This window comes from Streptomyces sp. 2114.4 (genome assembly GCF_900187385.1).
Taxonomy (GTDB): Bacteria; Actinomycetota; Actinomycetes; order Streptomycetales; family Streptomycetaceae; genus Streptomyces; species Streptomyces mooreae.
On the sequence record NZ_FYEY01000001.1, the window covers coordinates 4365712 to 4385105 of the forward strand.

Annotated in this window: 10 protein-coding genes; 5 read left to right on the forward strand and 5 right to left on the reverse strand. The window is 71.7% G+C overall.

Going from position 1 to position 19394, the window contains the following annotated elements; all coding sequences use genetic code 11:
* Positions 1 to 17: 17 nt before the first annotated feature.
* Positions 18 to 1529 carry a 4-hydroxyphenylacetate 3-hydroxylase family protein gene (locus CFW40_RS19185; protein WP_256331389.1) on the forward strand — a complete coding sequence of 504 codons (1512 nt, stop codon included), beginning with the start codon at positions 18 to 20 and terminating at the stop codon, positions 1527 to 1529.
* A gap of 210 nt (positions 1530 to 1739) precedes the next feature.
* Here CFW40_RS19185 and CFW40_RS19190 read toward each other — a convergent pair whose 3' ends face one another.
* From CFW40_RS19190 to CFW40_RS19210, 5 genes are all read right to left on the reverse strand, one after another.
* Positions 1740 to 2732, reverse strand: coding sequence for a Gfo/Idh/MocA family protein (locus tag CFW40_RS19190; RefSeq protein ID WP_088799055.1), 993 nt, complete (start codon positions 2730 to 2732; stop codon positions 1740 to 1742).
* A gap of 69 nt (positions 2733 to 2801) precedes the next feature.
* Entirely contained in the window at positions 2802 to 3401 is a 600-nt protein-coding gene (locus CFW40_RS19195; protein WP_088799056.1) for a dTDP-4-dehydrorhamnose 3,5-epimerase family protein, read from the reverse strand.
* A gap of 80 nt (positions 3402 to 3481) precedes the next feature.
* Positions 3482 to 4834: an NDP-hexose 2,3-dehydratase family protein gene (locus CFW40_RS19200; RefSeq protein ID WP_088799057.1), complete on the reverse strand. Its 1353-nt coding sequence runs from the start codon at positions 4832 to 4834 to the stop codon at positions 3482 to 3484.
* A gap of 14 nt (positions 4835 to 4848) precedes the next feature.
* Positions 4849 to 5958: a DegT/DnrJ/EryC1/StrS aminotransferase family protein gene (locus CFW40_RS19205; protein ID WP_088799058.1), complete on the reverse strand. Its 1110-nt coding sequence runs from the start codon at positions 5956 to 5958 to the stop codon at positions 4849 to 4851.
* Positions 5959 to 6036: 78 nt separating this feature from the next.
* Positions 6037 to 6570, reverse strand: a complete 534-nt coding sequence (locus CFW40_RS19210; RefSeq protein WP_088799059.1) for a GNAT family N-acetyltransferase — start codon at positions 6568 to 6570, stop codon at positions 6037 to 6039.
* A 410-nt stretch (positions 6571 to 6980) separates the two neighbouring features.
* On the opposite strand from CFW40_RS19210, the gene CFW40_RS19215 reads away from it, so the two are divergent.
* The 4 genes from CFW40_RS19215 to CFW40_RS19230 are packed head-to-tail and all read left to right on the forward strand — an operon-like array spanning position 6981 to position 19384.
* Positions 6981 to 7307 (forward strand): acyl carrier protein, encoded by a 327-nt coding sequence (locus CFW40_RS19215; protein WP_088799060.1) that lies wholly within the window; start codon positions 6981 to 6983, stop codon positions 7305 to 7307.
* Between the two features lie 46 nt (positions 7308 to 7353).
* The gene (locus CFW40_RS19220; RefSeq protein WP_088799061.1) at positions 7354 to 7569 is read left to right on the forward strand and encodes an MbtH family NRPS accessory protein; all 216 of its coding nucleotides are present in this window, start codon (positions 7354 to 7356) and stop codon (positions 7567 to 7569) included.
* A 59-nt stretch (positions 7570 to 7628) separates the two neighbouring features.
* Positions 7629 to 12827, forward strand: coding sequence for a non-ribosomal peptide synthetase (locus CFW40_RS19225; RefSeq protein ID WP_256331388.1), 5199 nt, complete (start codon positions 7629 to 7631; stop codon positions 12825 to 12827).
* Entirely contained in the window at positions 12824 to 19384 is a 6561-nt protein-coding gene (locus CFW40_RS19230) for a non-ribosomal peptide synthetase (protein WP_088799062.1), read from the forward strand. Before CFW40_RS19225 ends, CFW40_RS19230 begins: the two co-directional genes overlap by 4 nt.
* The last annotated feature ends 10 nt before the right edge of the window (positions 19385 to 19394 follow it).

Here is a 19394-nt window from a genome sequence, read left to right on the forward strand (position 1 = left end):
TCAACGGTGTCCGCCCGATGACCGGTGCGGAATATCTGGAGTCCCTGCGGGACGGGCGCGAGGTCTACATCCACGGTGAACGCGTCCAGGACGTCACCACGCATCCGGCGTTCCGTAACAGTGCCCGGTCCATCGCACAGTTGTACGACGCGCTGCACGAGTCGGAGTCCCGGGGCGTGCTGAGCGTGCCGACGGACACCGGGAACGGGGGCTTCACCCACCCCTTCTTCAAGACCGCCAGGAGTTCCGCGGATCTGGTGGCCGCACGTGATGCCATCGTCGCCTGGCAGCGGCTGGTGTACGGCTGGATGGGCCGCACTCCGGATTACAAGGCGGCGTTCTTCGGCACTCTCGAGGCGAACGCGGACTTCTACGGGCCGTACCGCGACAATGCGTTGCGCTGGTACCGGGAGGCGCAGGAGCGGGTGCTCTATTTCAACCACGCGATCGTCCATCCGCCCGTCGACCGCGACCGGCCGGCCGACCGCACCGCCGATGTCTGCGTCCATGTCGAGGAGGAGAACGACGCGGGGCTGGTGGTGTCGGGTGCCAAGGTCGTGGCGACCGCTTCCGCCCTCACGAACGCCAACCTCATCGCCCACATGGGCCTGCCGTTGCGGGACAAGCGTTTCGGGGCCATGTTCACGGTGCCGATGGGCACGCCCGGTCTCAAGCTGCTCTGCCGCACCTCCTACGAGATGCACGCTGCGGTGCTGGGCAGTCCCTTCGACTACCCGCTGTCGAGCCGGCTGGACGAGAACGACTCGATCATGGTCCTCGACCGGGTGCTGGTGCCGTGGGAGAACGTGTTCATGTACGACGCGGCCTCGGCCAACGCGTTCGCGTCCAGGTCCGGCTTCCTGGAGCGGTTCACGTTCCATGGCTGCACCCGGCTCGCGGTCAAGCTCGACTTCATCGCGGGATGTCTGCTGAAGGCCGTCGAGGTGACCGGAACGTCGGGCTTCCGCGGCGTACAGGCGCAGATCGGTGAGGTCCTCAACTGGCGCGACATGTTCTGGGGCATGTCCGACGCGATGGCGAAGTCGCCGACCGAGTGGCGCGGCGGCGCCGTGCAGCCGAACCTCAACTACGGTCTGGCCTACCGGACGTTCATGGGCATCGGATATCCGCGGATCCGGGAAATCATCCAGCAGACCCTTGGCAGCGGCCTGATCTATCTCAACTCGCATTCGAGCGACTGGAAGAACCCGGACGTCCGCCCCTACCTGGACCGCTATCTTCGGGGCTCGCGGGGAGTCGAGGCCATCGACCGGGTCAAGCTCCTCAAGCTGCTGTGGGACGCGGTCGGTACGGAATTCGCCGGCCGCCACGAGCTGTACGAGCGGAATTACGGTGGCGACCACGAAGGAATTCGCGTGCAGACCCTGCTGAGCTATCAGGCACGGGGCCAGGCCGAAGCCCTGAAGGGGTTTGCGGACCAGTGCATGTCGGAGTACGACCTCGACGGCTGGACCCGGCCCGACCTGTTCGGACCCGGCGACCTGCCGCACCCGCTCACCGGGAGCTGAAGCGGGCCGCACCACCGTCAGGGGCACCCTCACGGCGGCCGGGGAACCCCTTTGTCCGAGGGGGAACGGCCGGCCACCGCGTAGGACGTCCGGGTCTTGGTGAACGGGGGCTTTGACGTGCCGGGCTGCCGTTCCGGTGCGGTGCGGGGCGGCCGGCCCGCGACGACGGCCGCGACGACGGCCGGGAACGGGCCGGTCCCGGTGCGCGCTTCAGACCTCCACCAGGAGCGCGTTCTTCCGGATCTCCTCGATCAGCGCCGCCTGCCGGAGGGAGCCCTCCTGCTGCTCCCGTATGCCGCGGTCACCGAGAACGGCATCCACAAAGGTGTCGATGACGTTCGCGAACTGGTGGTCGGCCGGCAGGACGAACTGCTCATGGTGGTCCTGGCGTTCGACCCGCATCACGGGCTGGTACGTCTCCGGCGGTGTGAAGGCCCGGTCGAGGATGATGCGACCGGTGCTGCCCGACAGGCTGTAGGTGTTGCGGTACGAGTGCTCCATGCCGAACGTCAGCCGGGCGGGGACCCCCTCCGGCGTGCTCAGCAGCACACTGCCCGACATCACCACGCCCCGGCTCCGGTGGTGCCGGAACACCGCGCCGACGACCTTCAGGTCGCCGCCGAGGAAATACTGTGCCGCCCGTACCGGATAGCCCCCGAAGTCCAGGAAGGCCCCGCCGCCGACATCGCGCTGATAGCGGATGTCGCCCACCGGCTTCGGCGGGATGGTGAACGCGCTGGAGAAACCGCGCAGTTCACCGATGACGTCCTCGGCCAGGGCCTTGCGCACCACGGTGTGCTGGGAGTGATAGAGGAACATGTAGTTCTCCAGCAGCACCAGACCGCGGGAGCGCGCCTGGTCGATCAGCCGGCCGGTGTCCTCGTAGCCGGCCGTCAGCGGCTTCTCGACCAGCACGTGCTTGCCCGCGTCGAGGGCCCGGGCGACCCATTCGGCGTGGAGCAGGCCGGGAAGCGGGATGTAGACGGCATCGACGTCATCGCGGCCGAGCAACACGTCGTAGCCTTCGATCGGCACACCGCCGAACCGGTCGGTGAACTTCGCCGCGGACCGTTCGTCCCGGCTGGCGATGGCCGTGACCTGCACGGCGCGGTTGCCCTCCATGGCCGGGAGGGTCCGCCGCCAGGCGATATCCGCACATCCCATGATCCCGATGCGCAGTCTGTCACTCGTGCTCTTAAACATGTGGAAGAACTCCGCTCAGCATGGGAGGAGAAGAAATGTGACCGGTCACCTGTGCCACCCAGGAGGGCGTCAGCCCTCGGCCGAGCGCTTTCCCAGCGCCTGGTAGTGGGCCAGGCACTCCTCGTAGGTGGGGAGCAGCCCTTGGGACACCGCCTCGGCCAGCGTGGGCGCCGCGGCGTCCTTCTCCGACATGATCGGCGGTTCCTCGATCCCCCAGGGAATGCCGATGTCGGGGTCCAGGGGATTGACCTCGATCATCGTTCCGGGGACGTACGCCTCCGAGCACAGGTAGTTCATGCAGGCGTCGTCGGTGAGGGCCAGGAACGCATGGCCGATCCCGTCGGCCATGTACACGGCGGTGCCGGACTCCTCGTCCTGTGGCGTCATGTCGTACATCCCGAAGGTGGGTGAGCCCACCCTCAGGTCCACCGCGACATCCAGCACCGCGCCGCGCACACAGGTGACCAGCTTGGCCTGGCCGGGCGGGAGGGAGGTGCTGTGGATGCCGCGCATCGTGTTCCGGCGGCTGAGGGAGTAGTTCGCCTGCCCGACGGTGAACGGATAGCCGATGATCTCCGTGAGAATCCCGCCCCGGAAGGCCTCGAAGAAGGAGCCGCGGATATCCGGGATCTTGTTAGGGACCAGGCGATAAGCCCCTTTGATTGACATTTCGGTAACTCGTGCCGCATCAAACATGGCCCACCAGTCTCAGAGAATCGCACATGTACAGACGCCCGCCCGGTGCCCGCTCAGCACAGGCTGAGCAGGCACGTGAGCAGGGAGCGGGCCTCGATGTTGAGGTAGTGACCGTGGCGGAGCAGGTCGGTCAGCTGCCGTGCCGTCATCCAGCAGAGATGGGGCGGCGTTTCGAGCGGGAACTCCTCGCCCACCTCAAGGATTTGATAACGCGTCAGTGCATGGTGGAACCGCCCGCCCTCCTCCGAGAGCACCTGGTCGTACCGCGTCGTGGCGCCGCCGGGCAGCAGCGCGTCGCGCAGGAAGGGCTCCGGTATGCCGTCGAGGCCCTGTCCCGGGTGCAGATGCACCGTCGGCGCCATCTCCACCTGGTCCATCAGCCCGTACTCGGGCCGGGCCCGCACCAGCAGATGGAGCACTCCGCCGACCGGGCGGGCGATGAACACGGCGCGTCCCTCCCCGCGCGGGTAGAGCAGCGGCTGCGTCCAGCGGGTGACCTCCCGGGTCCCGGCCGCGACCCGGACCGCGATGATGCGGAAGTTCTCGGCCCCCTCGTCGGTGACCTCCCAGTCGTCGCGCTTCCAGCCGGCGACGTCGGTCAGCGGCACCAGACGGGCGGTCCAGTCGCAGCGGGTCTTCGCCTCGGTGAACCAGCTCAGGATCCCGCCCGCGGTCTCCAGCGCGGACCGGCTCTCCTTCGCCGCCTGGTACTGGTACGAGCGCACCAGTGCGTCGTGGAACGCGTCGCCGCTCGGCGTCTCGGCCTCGTCGGGGAGCATGAACGGCATACACGACAGCACGGTGCGGGCGTCCATGTTGACCAGGTTGTCCACCATGGTCAGCTCGCGGATCTGGGCCATGGAGAGCCAGCAGAAGTTCTCGTGCAGCGGCACGTCACCGGTCGCGAGCACCACCATGTTCCGGTTGCGCTTGCGCCAGAACCAGGCGCCCTGCTCCGACTGCAGTACGTCCACGAGCACCTGGCCGCGGTGCGGCCCGGTGAAGTGCTCCAGATACCGGGTGCCGGCGCCGCGGTGCACCTTCATGTAGTTGCTCCGCGTCGCCTGTACCGTCGGCGAAAGCTGGATCGTATTGGCGTTCCCCGGCTCCATCTTGGCCTGCATCAGGCAGTGCAGGACGCCGTCGAACTCCTTGACGAGGATGCCGAGGATGCCGATCTCCGGCTGGTTGATGACCGGCTGCGACCAGATCTCCGCACCGCCGTTGCCGCCGTCGCGGACCTGTAGCCCTTCGACCGTGAAGAACCGCCCGCTCGCATGACCGAGGTTGCCGGTCAGCGGATCGAACTCCCAGGAGTCCAGGGCGTCGAAGGGGATGCGCTCCACCGAGAACCCGCCGGCCTGGCGGCGCTCGGCCCACCAGGCGTGGAACTCGGCGGTGGACATGAGGCTCACCTCGGTCAGAGCCTTCCCAGGACGTCGGACACCGCATCGATGACCCGCTCCTGCTCCGCGTCGGACAGGGACGGGTACATGGGAAGGGAGAAGATCTCTTCGGCCAGGCGGGTGGTGACCGGCAGGTCGTCCTTGCCGTAGCCGAGGTGGTCGAATCCCTTCTGGGTGTGCACCGGCCAGGGGTAGCTGATGTTCAGCGCGATGTCGTGGGCCTTGAGGCCTTCGATGATCCGGTCGCGTTGCGGATGGCGCACCACGTAGACGTAGTAGACGTGCTCGTTGCCCGGAGCGGTCCGGGGGGTGAGGAGACCGGTGCCGTTGAAGGCTTCCGCGTACCTGTCCGCGATGGCTCTGCGGCGGGCGATGTAGTCGTTGAGGCGGGGAAGCTTGGTGCGCAGGATCTCCGCCTGCACCTCGTCGAGCCGGCTGTTGTAGCCGGGTGTCTCGACGACGTAGTAGCGGTCCTCCATGCCGTAGAAGCGCAGCCGCCGCAGGCGGGCGTCCACGGCGGCGTCGTCGGTCACCGTGGCGCCGGCATCACCGTAGGCTCCGAGCACCTTGGTCGGGTAGAAGGAGAACGCCGCGGCGTTGCCCATCGATCCGGCGATGCGGCCGTGGTGGCGGGCGCCGTGTGCCTGCGCGCAGTCCTCCAGGACGAGCAGGCCGTGCTTGTCGGCCAGTTCCTGCAGCGGTGCCATGTCGACACACTGGCCATACAGGTGCACCGGGAGCAGGCAGCGGGTGCGCGGGGTGATGGCGGCGGCCACCTGGCCCACGTCCATCAGGTAGGTGTCCGGGTGGATGTCGACGAACACCGGTGTGGCGCCGACGGCGTTGATCGCCACCACGGTGGGTGCCGCGGTGTTCGAGACCGTGATCACCTCGTCCCCGGGGCCGATGCCCAGGGCACGCAGGCCGAGCACGATGGCATTGGTGCCGTTGTCCACGCCGACGCAGTGGGCGACCTCGTGGTACGCGGCGAACTCCTGCTCGAAGCCGCGGACGCTCTTCCCCAGCACCAGCTGTCCGGAGCTGAACACCGTGTCCACCGCGTCGAGAATGTCCGCGCGTTCCTTCTCGTACTCCGGCAAGTAACCCCACACATGCTGGGTCATCGCGGCACGTCACCTCCAACAGGATTGGCGTCAGGATTGAAGAGTTGGCCGTGGGGGGCAGACCGACGTCCGGCCGTTTCAGACGATCTGCTTGAGAAGAGCCACACCGTGCGGGTTCCAGTCCTCACGGTGGATGGCGAAGATGTGGACGTCCCACAACCTGCCGTGGAAATACGTGTGGTCGGGCAGCACCGCCTCGGCGCGGATCACGGCAGCGGGCGCGTCGCCCCAGCCGATGGCGCTGATGTCCGATGACGTGCGGTGGATGTACACCTTGCGGGTGCGCCACATCGCGAAGGCGAAATTGGCGGTCAACGCGTGGACATCACCGGTGAGTTCATGGTTTTCCGCCCCGGCGAGGTGCACCTCGATACGGACGTGGCCTGCCGGGGTGAGCGGGGAGATCGTACTCAGCCCGACGACCTCGTCCGTGTCTTTCCGGTGGACCAGGAAGCACGCCGACAGTCCTTCTCCGAAGGTCTTGACGAAGGCGTCCAGGACGGGGAGTCCGGCGCTCCCCAGCTGGAAGAGGATCTGGTAGGCCGTAACGGCGTCCTCGGCACCGGCCGGACGCAGTGCGACCCGCCTGGTTTCGGTGTGTGGAAAAAGCATCGGCCACCTGCCTCTCTTGCCGTGGCTGCCCGCAGGGCGATTATCCGTCGCGAATCCCTTTGATTTCTATAACGCCGGGAATGCTGTAGGCAATGCGGCGGGCCGGGTATATCCGGATGCTCACGGTGTCGGAATTACAGGACGGTAGGCAGGGGCGAGACCGCGGGTCAAGGAGGTGAGCCGGAAACGCGCTCACCAGAGGCGGTGCCCGGTGGGTTCCAGGGCCGTGCGACTGTCTCGCCGGCGAGACGGCCGGCGTGGAATCGGAGGCCGTGTCATTGACCCTGCGATGAGCCCCGGACTACGTTCGGGGTCGATCATCGACAGAAATTTCATTCCGCCCGACACGTGACCTCCGATGCCGGAGGAATTCATTGGTGCGCGAGCGGCGGACGAGCGAGCGAGGAATTATGGTGGACAACGGAACGGTCACGGAAAGCGCCCCGTCTCTCATCGATGAATTCACCGAGGTGATCCGGCGGACGGCCGCTACCATTTGCGCCGAGCAGCCCGATGTCCCCGAGCCGGAAGAGCTGCGTGACCTGGATTCCTTCTCGATGGTCCAGGTCCTGCTCGACCTGGAGAACGAGCTGGGGATGAAGGTGCTGGAAGAGCTCGAGGGGTTCGAGGGCCGGACGTTCCGCGAGATCGCGGAGCACATCGCCGAGGTCGCGCACCGCAACGGCACCTCCGCCGAGTTCGAGGCGAACGTGCGACGCATCGTCAACTCCGACTGAGCAGCGGTCATCCGACCGTCCCCGCCCCCGACCCTGGGAACGCCGCATGGACGACCACAGCAGTGACCGCACCTACCGCGTGGTCCGCAACGACGAGGAACAGTACTCGATCTGGTGGGCCGACCGCCCGCTGCCGGACGGCTGGTACGCCGACGGGACCGAAGGCAGCCGTGCGGAGTGCCTGAGCTACATCGACACGGTGTGGACCGATATGCGCCCGCTGAGCCTGCGCCGCCGGATGGAACGTTCCGCCGCCGACTGAACCGCCCTTGCGGCACCTCCCCCATTCCGCCCCGAGGCGACTTTGTCGAAGGAGCATCTGTGAACGACCGGACGCCGTCGGCTCTTTCGCCTGCGGAGGGGGCGCTCGCGGAACGCAGCACACCGGACTCGCCGGGCCCGTTCCCGCTGTTGCCCGAGCTGATCGCCGCGCAGGCCGCGGCCACGCCCGACGCGCTCGCGGTCGACGGCGGGCCCGCCGGCCGGGCCGGCCTCACCTACGGTGCGCTGGACCGGCAGGCCAACCGGCTGGCGCACCGGCTGGTCGCGCTCGGCATCGGTCCGCAGAGCCTCGTCGGGGTGTGCCTGCGCCGTGGCCCCGACCTGGTCGTCGCCCTGCTGGCAACGTGGAAGGCCGGCGCCGCCTACGTGCCGATGGACCCGGACCACCCGGCCGAGCGACTGTCCTGGGCGCTCACCGACACCCGGGCCCCTCTCGTCCTGACCGAGCGGGCCGCCATCGCGGCGCTCCCGCCTCTCGGCGCCACCCGCCTGCTGGTGCTCGACGAGCCGGCCGGTCCGGCACCGGGCGCCGCGCACGGTGCGGACGACACGGCGGTTGAGGGGACGGCTGCCCCGGGGTCCCACGAGGAGACCGCGCCGAAGATCCCCGGCGGGAGGGCGGAGGCCGCCCGGCGTCCGGCCTATGTCCTCTACACCTCCGGATCCACCGGGCGTCCCAAAGGGGTGGTGGTGCCGCACGGCGGGATCGCCAACCGCGTGCGCAGGCTGGCGTCCCCGCACGGATTCGGGCCCGCCGACCGGGTGCTGCAGAAGACCACCATCGGCTTCGACGCGGCCGGGCTGGAGCTGTTCGCGCCACTGGTCAGCGGGGGCACGGTCGTCCTCGCGCCGCTGGGCGCCGAGCGCGACCCCGCGCTGATGCTCGATGCGGTGGCCACCGGCCGTATCACGGTCCTGCAGGCCGTGCCCTCGGTGCTGCGTGCGCTGGTGAACGCGCCGGGCTGGGACGGCTGCACCGCCCTGCGGCTGGTCTTCAGCGCCGGTGAGCCGCTGCACGCGGAGCTGTGCCACCAGTTGCTGGAGCGGGTACCGCAGGTGGAGATCTGGAACACCTACGGGCCCACCGAATGCTCCGTGGACATCACCGAGCACCGCTTCGACCCCGCCCAGACGTCCGGCCCGGTGCCCATCGGGCGGCCCCTCGAGGGCCTGCGCGCGCTGGTCCTTGACCCACAGGGCCGCCCCGTTTTGACGGGCAGCGCCGGAGAGCTCCATGCCGGCGGCGTGGGGGTCGCCACCGGCTACCTCGGCCGCCCCGGTCTGACCGCGGAGCGCTTCGTCCCGGACCCCTTCGGTCCGCCTGGAGCCCGGCTGTACCGCACCGGTGACCGCGTGCGCAGGTCCGCCACGGGCGAACTGGAGTACCTGGGGCGCCTGGACCAGCAGGTCAAGGTCAACGGCGTACGGATCGAGCCCGGCGAGGTCGAGTCCGTGCTCATCGCCCACCCGGACGTGGACGCCGTCGTCGTCGACGCGGTGCCGGATCGCGACGGTGGCCGCCGGCTCGTGGCCTGGGTGCAGCCACACGGCGCCGCCGCACCGTCCCCGGGTGAGCTGCGGGAGTTCGCCGGCCGCACGCTGCCGGGCCCCATGGTGCCCGCCGTCTTCGTACCCGTCGCCGCCTTCCCCCGGACCGCCAGCGGTAAGACCGACCGTGCCGCGCTGCCCGACCCCGGCCCGGGCGTCGGCAGCGACCTGCCCCATGTGCCGCCGCGCACGCCCGCCGAGCGCGTCGTCGCCCGGACGTGGGCGCTGACCCTGGACCTCCCCGCCGAGACCATCGGCGCACACGACGACTTCTTCCGGGCCGGCGGCTCCTCGCTGCACCTGGGCCGCCTCGCCGTCCGGCTCTCCGCCGCATCCGGGCGGCGGATCGCGTTGCGCGACCTGTTCTCCGCCTCCACGGTGACGGCCCAGGCGGCCCTCCTCGGGGACCCGGACGGGCCGTACGACGCGGACGGAGCGCAGGGCCGGGAGTCCGCTGCCACCGGGCAGGACGCGGTGGTCCCGGTCCCCCGCGGGGACGCGCTGCCACTGTCGGGCGGGCAGCAGGGGCTGTGGCTGCTGGAGCGGATGCGCCCCGGCAGCCCCGAGTGGGCCGACCTGGTGTGGATGCGCCTCCCCGGCGACTGGAGCGAACGGACCGTCAAGGCCGCACTGCAGCAGCTGGCGGAGCGCCACGAAATCCTCCGCACCCACTACGCGCTGCGCGGCACCGAACCCGTCCAGGTCGTGGAGCCCCCCGGCCGGGCCGTGGAGCTGCGCGTCGCCGAGGCCGCGGACGCCGCCGCCCTGCGCGACCTCGCCGCGCGGGAACTGGGCGGCGGCTTCGACCTGGAGCGCGGTCCGGTGTGGCGGGCGCTGTTGGTGCGCACTGCCGACGGCGGCCAGGTGCTGCTGCTCGGCATCCACCACATCGCATGCGACGGCTGGTCCTCGGTTCTCCTGGAACGCGATCTGTGTGCCCTGGGCGAGGGGGTGCATACCGGGGGACGGGCCGGTCTGCCGGAGGTCGCCGTGCAGTACGCGGACCACGCCGTCTGGCAGCGCCGCCGCGAGGCGGACGGCGCCACGGAAGCCGACGGCGCACTCGGCTACTGGAAGCGGGAGTTGAGCGGGGCCACGCCGCTGGAGCTGCCCGCGGACCGCCCGCGCCCCGCGGAGCGCGACGGGCGCGGGGCCCTGCGGACCTTCGTGGTGCCCGCCGCCCTGACCGCCCGCCTCGCCGCGCTGGGCCGGGACACGGGCGCCACCCTCCACCAGACGCTGCTGACCGGCTTCGTCGCCTTGCTGGCCCGGCTCAGCGGCCGAGCGGACTTCACCCTCGGCATGCCCGTCGCCGGACGGAACCGGCCCGAAGTGGCCCAGACGGCCGGCTACTTCCTCAATACCCTCGTCCTGCGCTGCCGCCCGGACGCCGGCCGCGCCGTCCGCGACGCGCTCGCCTCGGTGCGCGAGACCGTACTGGACGCCCTCGCCCATCAGGAGCTGCCCTTCGGCCGACTGGTGAGTGAACTGCAGCCGGAGCGCGATCTGTCCCGTACCCCGCTGTACCAGGTGATGTTCGACTTCCACGAGGAAGGACGCACCGGCACCGCCCTCTCCGGAGCCGACCTGGAAGCGTTCGCTGCGGCCTGGCGGTCCGCCCGTACCGACCTGACCTTCGTGGTGCACCGGCGGGCCGACGGAAGCCTGCTGGGCATGGTCGAGTACGCGACGGCGCTGTTCAATCCGGCCACCGTGGACCGTCTGGCCGCCTGCTGGATCCGGCTCCTGGAGTCTTTCGTCGCGGACCCCTCGATGCCGCTGGGTGATGCCGAGCTGCTGCCCGACGCGGAACGGGCCCGCCTGCTGGCGCTCGGTGCGGCCGGCCCGGTGTCCGGGGACGAGCCCGACGGCTGTGTCCACGCCGCGTTTGCGGAGTCGGTGCGCCGTACGCCCGGCGCCACCGCCGTGGTCTGCGGTGAGGAACAGTGGTCCTACGCCAGGCTGCAGGACCGTGCCGAGTGGTTCGCGCACCGGCTGCTCGCCCTGGGGGCCGGCCCGGAGACCGCGGTCGCCGTGATGCTGCCGCGCACCCCCGACCTCGTGGCCTGTCTGCTGGGCATCTGGCAGACCGGAGCCGCCTATGTGCCCTTGGACCGGGCCCTGCCCGACGAGCGCCTGTCCCACATCCTCGCCGATTCGCGGGCCCTGGTCCTGGTCTCGGACGAGTCGGGCCGTGCCCGCCTGGCCCCCTGCCACGGGGGCGCCTCGCTCGCCGTCGACGGTCCCGGGCACCCGGCGGCCCCGGCACACCGCCCTGCGGCCGCCCGCCTCGCGCCGGCCCGGCTCGCGTACGTCATCTACACCTCCGGATCCACCGGCCGCCCCAAGGGCGTGGCCGTCGAGCACCGGTCGCTGCTGCGTCTTCTGCGTGCCTCCCGCGACCACCTGGACTTCGGCCGGGGCCCGGATGACGCCTGGCTCGCGCTCGCCCCGGCCACCTTCGACATCTCCCTCACCGAACTGCTGATGCCGCTGATCGCGGGGGGCCGGGTGGTCCTGGCCCGCGAGGAGGAGAGCGAGGACTACAAGGCGCTGGTGGAGCTGATCGACCGTACCGGCGTCACCCACCTCCAGGCGGTGCCCCCACAGTGGCAGCTGCTTGTGGACAGCGGGCTCGGCGAGCGGCCGCTGACCGGGCAGACCGGCGGTGAGCCCTGTCCGCCGGAGCTCGCCCGCACCCTGGCCCGTCGTCTGAAACGGTTCGTGAACGAGTACGGCCCCACCGAGACCACCATCGCCGCGACCCGTTGGGAGGTCCCCCGGACCGCGACGGCGGTCCCCCTCGGACGGCCCTACCCGCACGTCAGCGCACGCGTCCTGGATCCGCTGCTGCGCCCCGTGCTCCCGGGCACGGTCGGAGAGCTGTGCATCGGCGGGCCGGGGCTGGCCCGGGGATATGCGGGGCGCCCGGGCCTGACGGCCGAGCGGTTCGTGCCCGACCCTTACGGGCCGCCGGGCGCCCGGCTGTACCGCACCGGCGACCTGGCCCGGATGCTCCCCGACGGCATCCTGGACTTCGCCGGGCGCGCCGACGGCCAGGTCAAGATCCGCGGCCGGCGGGTGGAAACCGGCGAGGTGCGGGCGGTGCTGGCCGAGCACCCCGGCGTCGCCGAGGCGGTGGTCGTCGTCCACGGCACCGGGGACGAGGCCCGGCTGGTCGCGTACGGAGTCCCGTCCGGCGACCGGCTCCCGCCCCGGGGCGAGCTGCTGGAGCACTGTGCGCGGCGCCTGCCCGACTACATGCTGCCCACCCTCGTCGTCCCCCTTGACGCTCTGCCGCTGACCCGGCACCACAAGATCGACTTCGCCGCGCTGCCCGCCCCCGACCTGACCACCGTGGCCGACGACGAGCCGTACACGGCCCCCGAAGGCCTCCTCGAGGAAGCCCTCGCCGAGATCTGGCGCTCGGTGCTGACCGGGCCCGACGGGCGCGCCCCGCGCATCGGGGCCCGGCACGGCTTCTTCCGGCTGGGCGGGGACTCGATCCGCGCCGCCCGGGTCATCGCCCGGATCCAGGAGGAGTACGACGTGACGCTTCCGCTGCGCACCCTCTTCGACCGGCCCACCGTCGCCGCGCTCGCCGAGGCCGTCGAGGAGGCGGTACGTGCCGAGATCGCGTCGCTCAGCGATGCCGAACTGGCCGCCGCACACAGGGAGTACCACCCATGACCGAACCTTCCCAGACCCGTGCGGATGCCGCCTCGGACGCGGCCCTGCGCGAGGAGCTGCTGCGCCGCCGCCTTTCCGGTACCGCTCCCCGGGCCCGCCGGGGCATCCGGCGCGTCCCCCGCGGCGAGCCGCTCGCGCTCTCCGCCGGCCAGCGTCAGCTGTGGTTCCTGCACCAGCTCGCCCCGGAAAGCCCCGAGTACCTGCTGCCGGTGGCCTACCGGCTGCGCGGGCCGCTGGACCCGGACATGCTGCGCCGGTCATTCGACCTGCTCGCGGAGCGCCACGAGATCCTGCGCACCCGCTACCTGCTCGTCGGCACCGAGCCCCGGCAGATCATCGACGCCCCGGGCCCGGTGGACTTCGCCGAGTCCGACCGCAGCGGACTCGCCAAGGCCGCACGCGCCGCGGCGGCCCGGCAGTTCACCGAGGAGGAGGCGCGGGCGCCCTTCGACCTCGCCACACAGGCGCCGCTGCGGGTGCGCCTGGTCCGCTTCGCCGCCGACGACCATCTGCTGGTCGTCGTGCTCCACCACATCGCCTGCGACGCCGCTTCCCGCCCCCTGCTGTTCACGGAGCTGTCCGAGCTCTACCGCGCGCAGAGCCGGGGCCGCGCTCCCGCGCCGGCGACGGAGCCGGTGCAGTACGCCGACTATGCCGCCTGGCTCAACGAGCGCCAGGACAGCCCAGAGGTCCGCCGCGCACTCGACTGGTGGCAACACCAGCTGTCCGGACTGGGCTCCCTGGACCTGCCCACCGACCGGCCGCGGCCCGCCGTGCGGTCCTGGGAGGGCGCCCTGGAGCACTTCACCGTGCCGGCCGAGGTCGCCGGGCGGCTGCGCACCGTCGCCACCGAGTGCGGTGCCTCTTCGTTCATGGTGTTGCTCACCGCATTCCAGGTGCTGCTGTCCCGCCACACCGGCGTGCGCGATGTCGCCGTCGGTACCGCCGTATCGGAGCGCACCCGGCCCGAGCTCGCCGGCATGATCGGCTACGCCTTCAACAGCCTGGTCCTCAGGGCCCATTGGGACGGTGACATCCCCTTCCTCCGGCTGCTGGAGCGGAACCGGGAAACGGTGCTGGCCGCCTTCGACCACCGGTCCGCGCCCTTCGACCGGGTGGCCGACATGCTGGAGCCGGAGCGTGACCTGTCCGCCACCCCGGTGTTCCAGGTGATGTTCGACCTGACACGGGCGGACCCCGCCGAACCCCTCGACCTGCCGGGCGTCACGACGACCGAGGCCCGGGTGCCCGGCCACACCGCCCGTTTCGACCTCACCGTCCACCTCGAAGAGCAGCCGGACGGCTCCATCGAGGGTTCGCTGGAGTACGCCACCGCCCTCTTCGACGCCGCGACCGCCCGGCGCATCACCGGCCACTACAGCCGGCTGCTCGGCTCGGCCGCGGCCTCGCCCGCCACGCCGGTGTCCGAGCTGGACATCTTCGACGTGCAGGAGCGAGCCCTGCTGCTGGACGGCCCCGGCGAGCCCCTGGGCACCCGTACCCCGCTCGACGCCTCGGCGCTGTGCTCCGTACCGGAGACCATTGACCGCCGGGCCGCGGCCACCCCCGGGGCGACCGCCGTCGTCCACGGCGGGCGCCACCTGTCGTACGGCGAACTGGACGCGCTCGCGAACCGCATGGGCCACCGGCTGCGTGCGCTCGGAGCCGGGCCGGAGGACACCGTCGGCGTGCTGCTGGACCGTGGCCCCGAGATGGTGGCCGCCCTCCTGGGCATCTGGCGGGCGGGTGCCGCCTATGTGCCGCTCGATCCCGGATACCCCGACGAGCGGATGGCGTTCATGCTCTCCGACACCGGGAGCCGGCTCGTCGTCACCGAACGCCGTCATGCCGGACGGCTGGCGGGCACGGCGGCCCGGACCGTGGTGATCGATGACGACGCCGAGCGCCGGCTCCTCGACGGCTGCCCGCCCGCGCCGCTCGCACCACCCGCCGGCGGCCACCACCTCGACCACCTCGCCTACGTCATCTACACCTCAGGCTCCACGGGCCGCCCCAAGGGGGTGCAGATCACCCACCGCGGGCTCGCCAACTACGTGGGCTGGACCGTCGATGCGTATGCCGGTGCCGGGACGGGCGGGGCCCCGCTGTTCTCCTCCGTCGCCTTCGACCTCGGTGTGCCGGACCTGTTCACCCCGCTGATGACCGGACAGCCGGTGCACCTGCTCGATCAGGACTTCGACATCACGGAGCTGGGCCGGCTGCTGACCGAGGGTGCTCCCTACGCGTTCGTGAAGCTGACGCCGGGCCATCTCGACCTGCTCACCCAGCAGCTGTCGGAGGAGGAGCGCGCGGGCCTGGCCGGGCTGGTGATCGCCGCCGGTGACGCCTTCACCGGGCGGCTCGCCAACCGCTGGCTGCGGCAGCCGGCAGCCGGCGGTACCCGGCTCGCCGCCGAGTACGGGCCCACCGAGATCACCGTGGGCAACTCCGCCTACTTCATCGACGGCCCCCAGGACACCGAGCTGGTCTCCATCGGCCGCGCCATCCCCAACACCACCATGCGCGTCCTGGACCAGGACCTGCGGCCGTTGCCGGTCGGCAGCGTCGGCGAGGTGTGCGTCGGCGGCATCGGTCTGGCCCGCGGCTACGTGGGCCGCCCCGGCCTGACCGCGGAGCGCTTCCTTCCCGACCCCTACGGCCCGCCCGGGGCCCGCCTGTACCGCACCGGCGACCTCGCCCGTGTGCTGCCCGACGGCAACCTCGACTTCGTCTCCCGCGCCGACCACCAGGTCAAGCTGCGCGGCTACCGCATCGAGCCGGGCGAGATCGAGGCCGTGCTGACCGAGGACCCGGCCGTGGCCGAGGCCGTCGCCCTGGTCCGCGAGGACACGCCGGGCGACAAGCGCCTGGTCGCCTACCTCGTGCGCGCTCCCGGCACCGAAGACCCCGCGCTCGCGCCGGCCCGGCTCCGCGAACTCCTGGGCACACGACTGCCCGAGTACATGGTGCCGTCGGCGTTCGTCACCCTCGACGCCCTGCCGCTGACCGCCAACGGCAAGCTCGACCGCACCGCTCTGCCCGCGCCGGAGCGTGCCGCCACCGCTGTCGGGGAGCATGTCGCGCCGCGCGACGACGCGGAACACGCCATGGCCACCATCTGGTCCGAGGTCCTGGGCCTGGAGAGGATCGGCGTGCACGACAACTTCTTCGACCTCGGCGGCGACTCGCTGCGCGCGGTCGCGCTGGCGGGCGCGCTGCGGGAGGCCGGGCGGACGGTGGCGGTGCGCGACATCTTCGAACACCGCACCGTGGCGCGGCTCTGCGCGGCGCTGCAGAGCGGCCTGGTGGCCGCGGAGCAGGGGGCGGAGCCGGTCGCCCCCTTCGCCCTCATGGCGGACGAGGACCGGGGGGCACTCCCCGCCGACGCCGTCGACGCCTACCCCGTGTCCCGCACACAGGCCGGGATGTTCGTCGAGATGTTCGGGGACAGCGGCGACCACCGTTACCACAACATCACCTCCTTCCGGATCCGTGACGAGCGGCCCTTCGACCCCGCGGCCTTCCGCGCCGCCGCAGACCTGATCGTGGCCCGGCACGAGGTGATGCGGACCTCGTTCGCGCTCACCGGCTACGCACAGCCGCTGCAGATCGTGCACGCCCACGGCACCATGCCGTACGTGCACCACGACCTGCGGCACCGCCCGCGGGACGAGCGATGGCCGGCCCTGGTGGACTTCGCCCGCCGCGACCGCGGGCAGCTCTTCGACATCACCCGGGCTCCGCTGATGCGGATGGCCACGCACCTGCTGGACGACGAGAGCTGGTGGCTGTCGATCACCGAATGCCACCCGGTCATCGAGGGGTGGAGCTACCACTCCCAGCTGATGGAGATGCTCCGTGCCTATCAGCGCATCCGCGACGGGCACCGGCCCGCCCCCGCCCCGCCGGCACCCGCCGTCCGCTACGCCGACTTCATCGCGGCCGAGCTGCGCTCGCTCGCCGACGGGGGAGACCGGGCCTATTGGCGCGAACTCCTGGACGGATACGAGAAGTTCGAGATTCCGGCGGGCTGGTCCGGCGGCCGTCAGGTGCCGGCCGAGCGGTACCGCATCGACCTGCCGCTGCACGACCTGGAGCCCGGACTGCGGGCGCTGGCGTCACAGACCGGCGTGCCGTACAAGAGCGTGCTGCACGCGGCCCACAGCAAGGTGCTGAGCCTGCTCACCCGGCAGCGGTCCTTCCGCGGCGGCATGGTCGCCGACGCCCGGCCCGAGGTGCGCGGCGCGGAGCGGGTCTCCGGCATGTACCTGAACTCCGTGCCGTTCCCCTACGAGCGCGGCGCCAGGACCTGGGGAGAGCTGGCCCAGCAGGTCTTCGCCGCCGAAGTCGGGCTCTGGCCTCACCGGCGGTTCCCGATGCCGGCGATGCGCCGGCCCGAAGGAGACCCCCACCTGATCGACGTGCTCTTCCACTACCTCGACTTCCACCAGGTGGACACCGGCCTCGTCGACACCGCGGCCACCCGCGACGACAGCCCCAACGAGTTCCCCGTCGTCGTCGGAACCCCGGTGCGCGGCCACCTCACCATCGCCTCGGACACCCGGACGCTGCGCCGGGACCGCGCCGACCGGCTGGCCCGGCTCTACCTCGCGGTGCTCGCGGACATGGCCGCGGGTGGACCGGACGGCGAGGTGCGGGGCGGGTACCCGGAGGAGGGGGAGCTCGGGCTGTGCCTGCCCGCCCACCCGGACGGCGAGGCGGGGGCCGAGGGCACTCCGGCGCCGTTCGAGGACACCCTCCTCGCCTTCGAGGCACAGGCCGCCCGCACCCCGAAGGCCACCGCCCTCGTCACCACGGACACCGAGCTGACCTACGCCGAACTCGACACCCGCGCGAACCTGCTGGCCTGGCGGCTGCGGGAGACCGGAGCCGGTGCGGAGGCGTGCGTCGGGGTACTCCTCGACCGCGGGCCGGATCTCCTCGTCACGCTGCTCGCCATCTGGAAGGCGGGGGCGGCGTATGTACCGTGCGATCCGTCCGCTCCGGACGCCCGGCTGCGCACGCTGTTCGCCCAAGCCGGCTGCCGCCTCGTCGTGACCCAGAAGACCCACGCCGCCCGGGTCCCGGCCGTCCCGCGTCTGGTCGTGGACGACCCGGACGAGTGCCGCGCCCGGCAGGCGGCTGTGCCCGGCCCGCCCGCCCGCGTGCTCGATCCGGACCGCCTCGCCTACGTCCTGCACACCTCGGGTTCCACCGGGGCACCCAAGGGCGTGGCGGTCGGCCACCGGGCCCTCGCCCACTACCTGCGCTGGGCGGTCGGCAGCTACACCACGGGCGCGGCGGGCCGAGGAGCCCCGTTCTTCACCTCGATCGGTACCGACCTGGGAGTCCCCGCGCTGTTCGCCCCCCTGATGACCGGCCGGACGGTGTACATGCTGCCGCAGGGGTTCGAGCCGCATCAGTTCGCGAAGTTGCTGGCCGGCTGGGCCCCGTACACCTTCGTCGGCATGACGCCGGGACACCTCGCCCTGCTGGAGGAACAGCTCGGCGACAACGAGCTGGCCGGCCTGGCGGAACTGCTGATCTGTGCGGGCGACGCCTACCCGGCCGGACAGGCCGAGCGCATCGCGTCCCGGGTCGCCGCGGCCGGCGGCCGGATGCGGCTGGCGGCGGAGTACGGGCCGGCCGAGGCGACCGTGGCCGCCGCGGCATACCGTGTGACCGGCCCTCTGGGGCGGCCCCTGGTGCCGCTGGGCAAGGCCCTTCCGGGGACCGTGCTGCGGCTGCTGGACGACGACCTGGAGCCGGTGCCCGACGGCATCGTCGGCGAGGTGTACATCGGCGGGCCGGGGCTTGCCCGGGGCTATACGGCACGCCCCGGCCTGACGGCGGCGCATTTCGTGCCCGACCCGTACGGTGCGCCGGGCGCCCGCCTGTACCGCACCGGAGACCTCGCCCGGCTCGGGGCCGGCGGAGAGCTGGAGTTCGCCGGGCGGGCCGACCGCCGGCTCAAGGTCCGCGGCCACCGCGTCGACCCGGCGGAGGTGGAGGCGGCGCTCCTCGGCGACCCGCGGCTGCGCGAAGTGCTCGTCGATGCGGTACCCGACGCCGCGGGCGGGCACCGGCTCACCGCCTGGGTCGTGCCCGCCGAGGGAGCGGCACCGCAGCCGTCCGCACTCCGGTCACGACTCCGGCGGGTGCTGCCCGCGCCGCAGATCCCCGCGGCGTACCGGATCGTCGACGCCCTGCCCCTGACGGCGCACGGCAAGTACGACCGCGGGGCCGCTGCCGCCGATGCCGGGACGCACCGGGAGGCGACGGCCGTACGGGCCGTGTACGTGGCGCCCCGTACCGACACCGAACGCCAACTCGCCGAGGTGTGGCAGCAGGTGCTCGGCGTCGACCGGGTCGGCGTCCACGACCACTTCCGCGATCTGGGCGGTGACTCGCTCCTGGTCCTGCATGTGCTGTCCGCCGTCCGGGCGGCCGGACTCGCCCTGGACCCGGGGACCGCCCTGCGCCACCCGACGATCACGGAACTGGCCGCCGCCCTCGACACCCCAGCGAAACCCCTCCCCACCACGGAAGGCGCCTGAGGGGGAGGGG

Excerpts from the sequence above, each read along its gene's own strand:
- CFW40_RS19185 (WP_256331389.1), top strand. The coding sequence starts at position 18 with ATGACCGGTGCGGAATATCTGGAGTCCCTGCGGGACGGGCGCGAGGTC.
- CFW40_RS19190 (WP_088799055.1), bottom strand. The coding sequence starts at position 2,732 with ATGTTTAAGAGCACGAGTGACAGACTGCGCATCGGGATCATGGGATGT.
- CFW40_RS19195 (WP_088799056.1), bottom strand. The coding sequence starts at position 3,401 with ATGTCAATCAAAGGGGCTTATCGCCTGGTCCCTAACAAGATCCCGGAT.
- CFW40_RS19200 (WP_088799057.1), bottom strand. The coding sequence starts at position 4,834 with ATGTCCACCGCCGAGTTCCACGCCTGGTGGGCCGAGCGCCGCCAGGCC.
- CFW40_RS19205 (WP_088799058.1), bottom strand. The coding sequence starts at position 5,958 with ATGACCCAGCATGTGTGGGGTTACTTGCCGGAGTACGAGAAGGAACGC.
- CFW40_RS19210 (WP_088799059.1), bottom strand. The coding sequence starts at position 6,570 with ATGCTTTTTCCACACACCGAAACCAGGCGGGTCGCACTGCGTCCGGCC.
- CFW40_RS19215 (WP_088799060.1), top strand. The coding sequence starts at position 6,981 with ATGGTGGACAACGGAACGGTCACGGAAAGCGCCCCGTCTCTCATCGAT.
- CFW40_RS19220 (WP_088799061.1), top strand. The coding sequence starts at position 7,354 with ATGGACGACCACAGCAGTGACCGCACCTACCGCGTGGTCCGCAACGAC.
- CFW40_RS19230 (WP_088799062.1), top strand. The coding sequence starts at position 12,824 with ATGACCGAACCTTCCCAGACCCGTGCGGATGCCGCCTCGGACGCGGCC.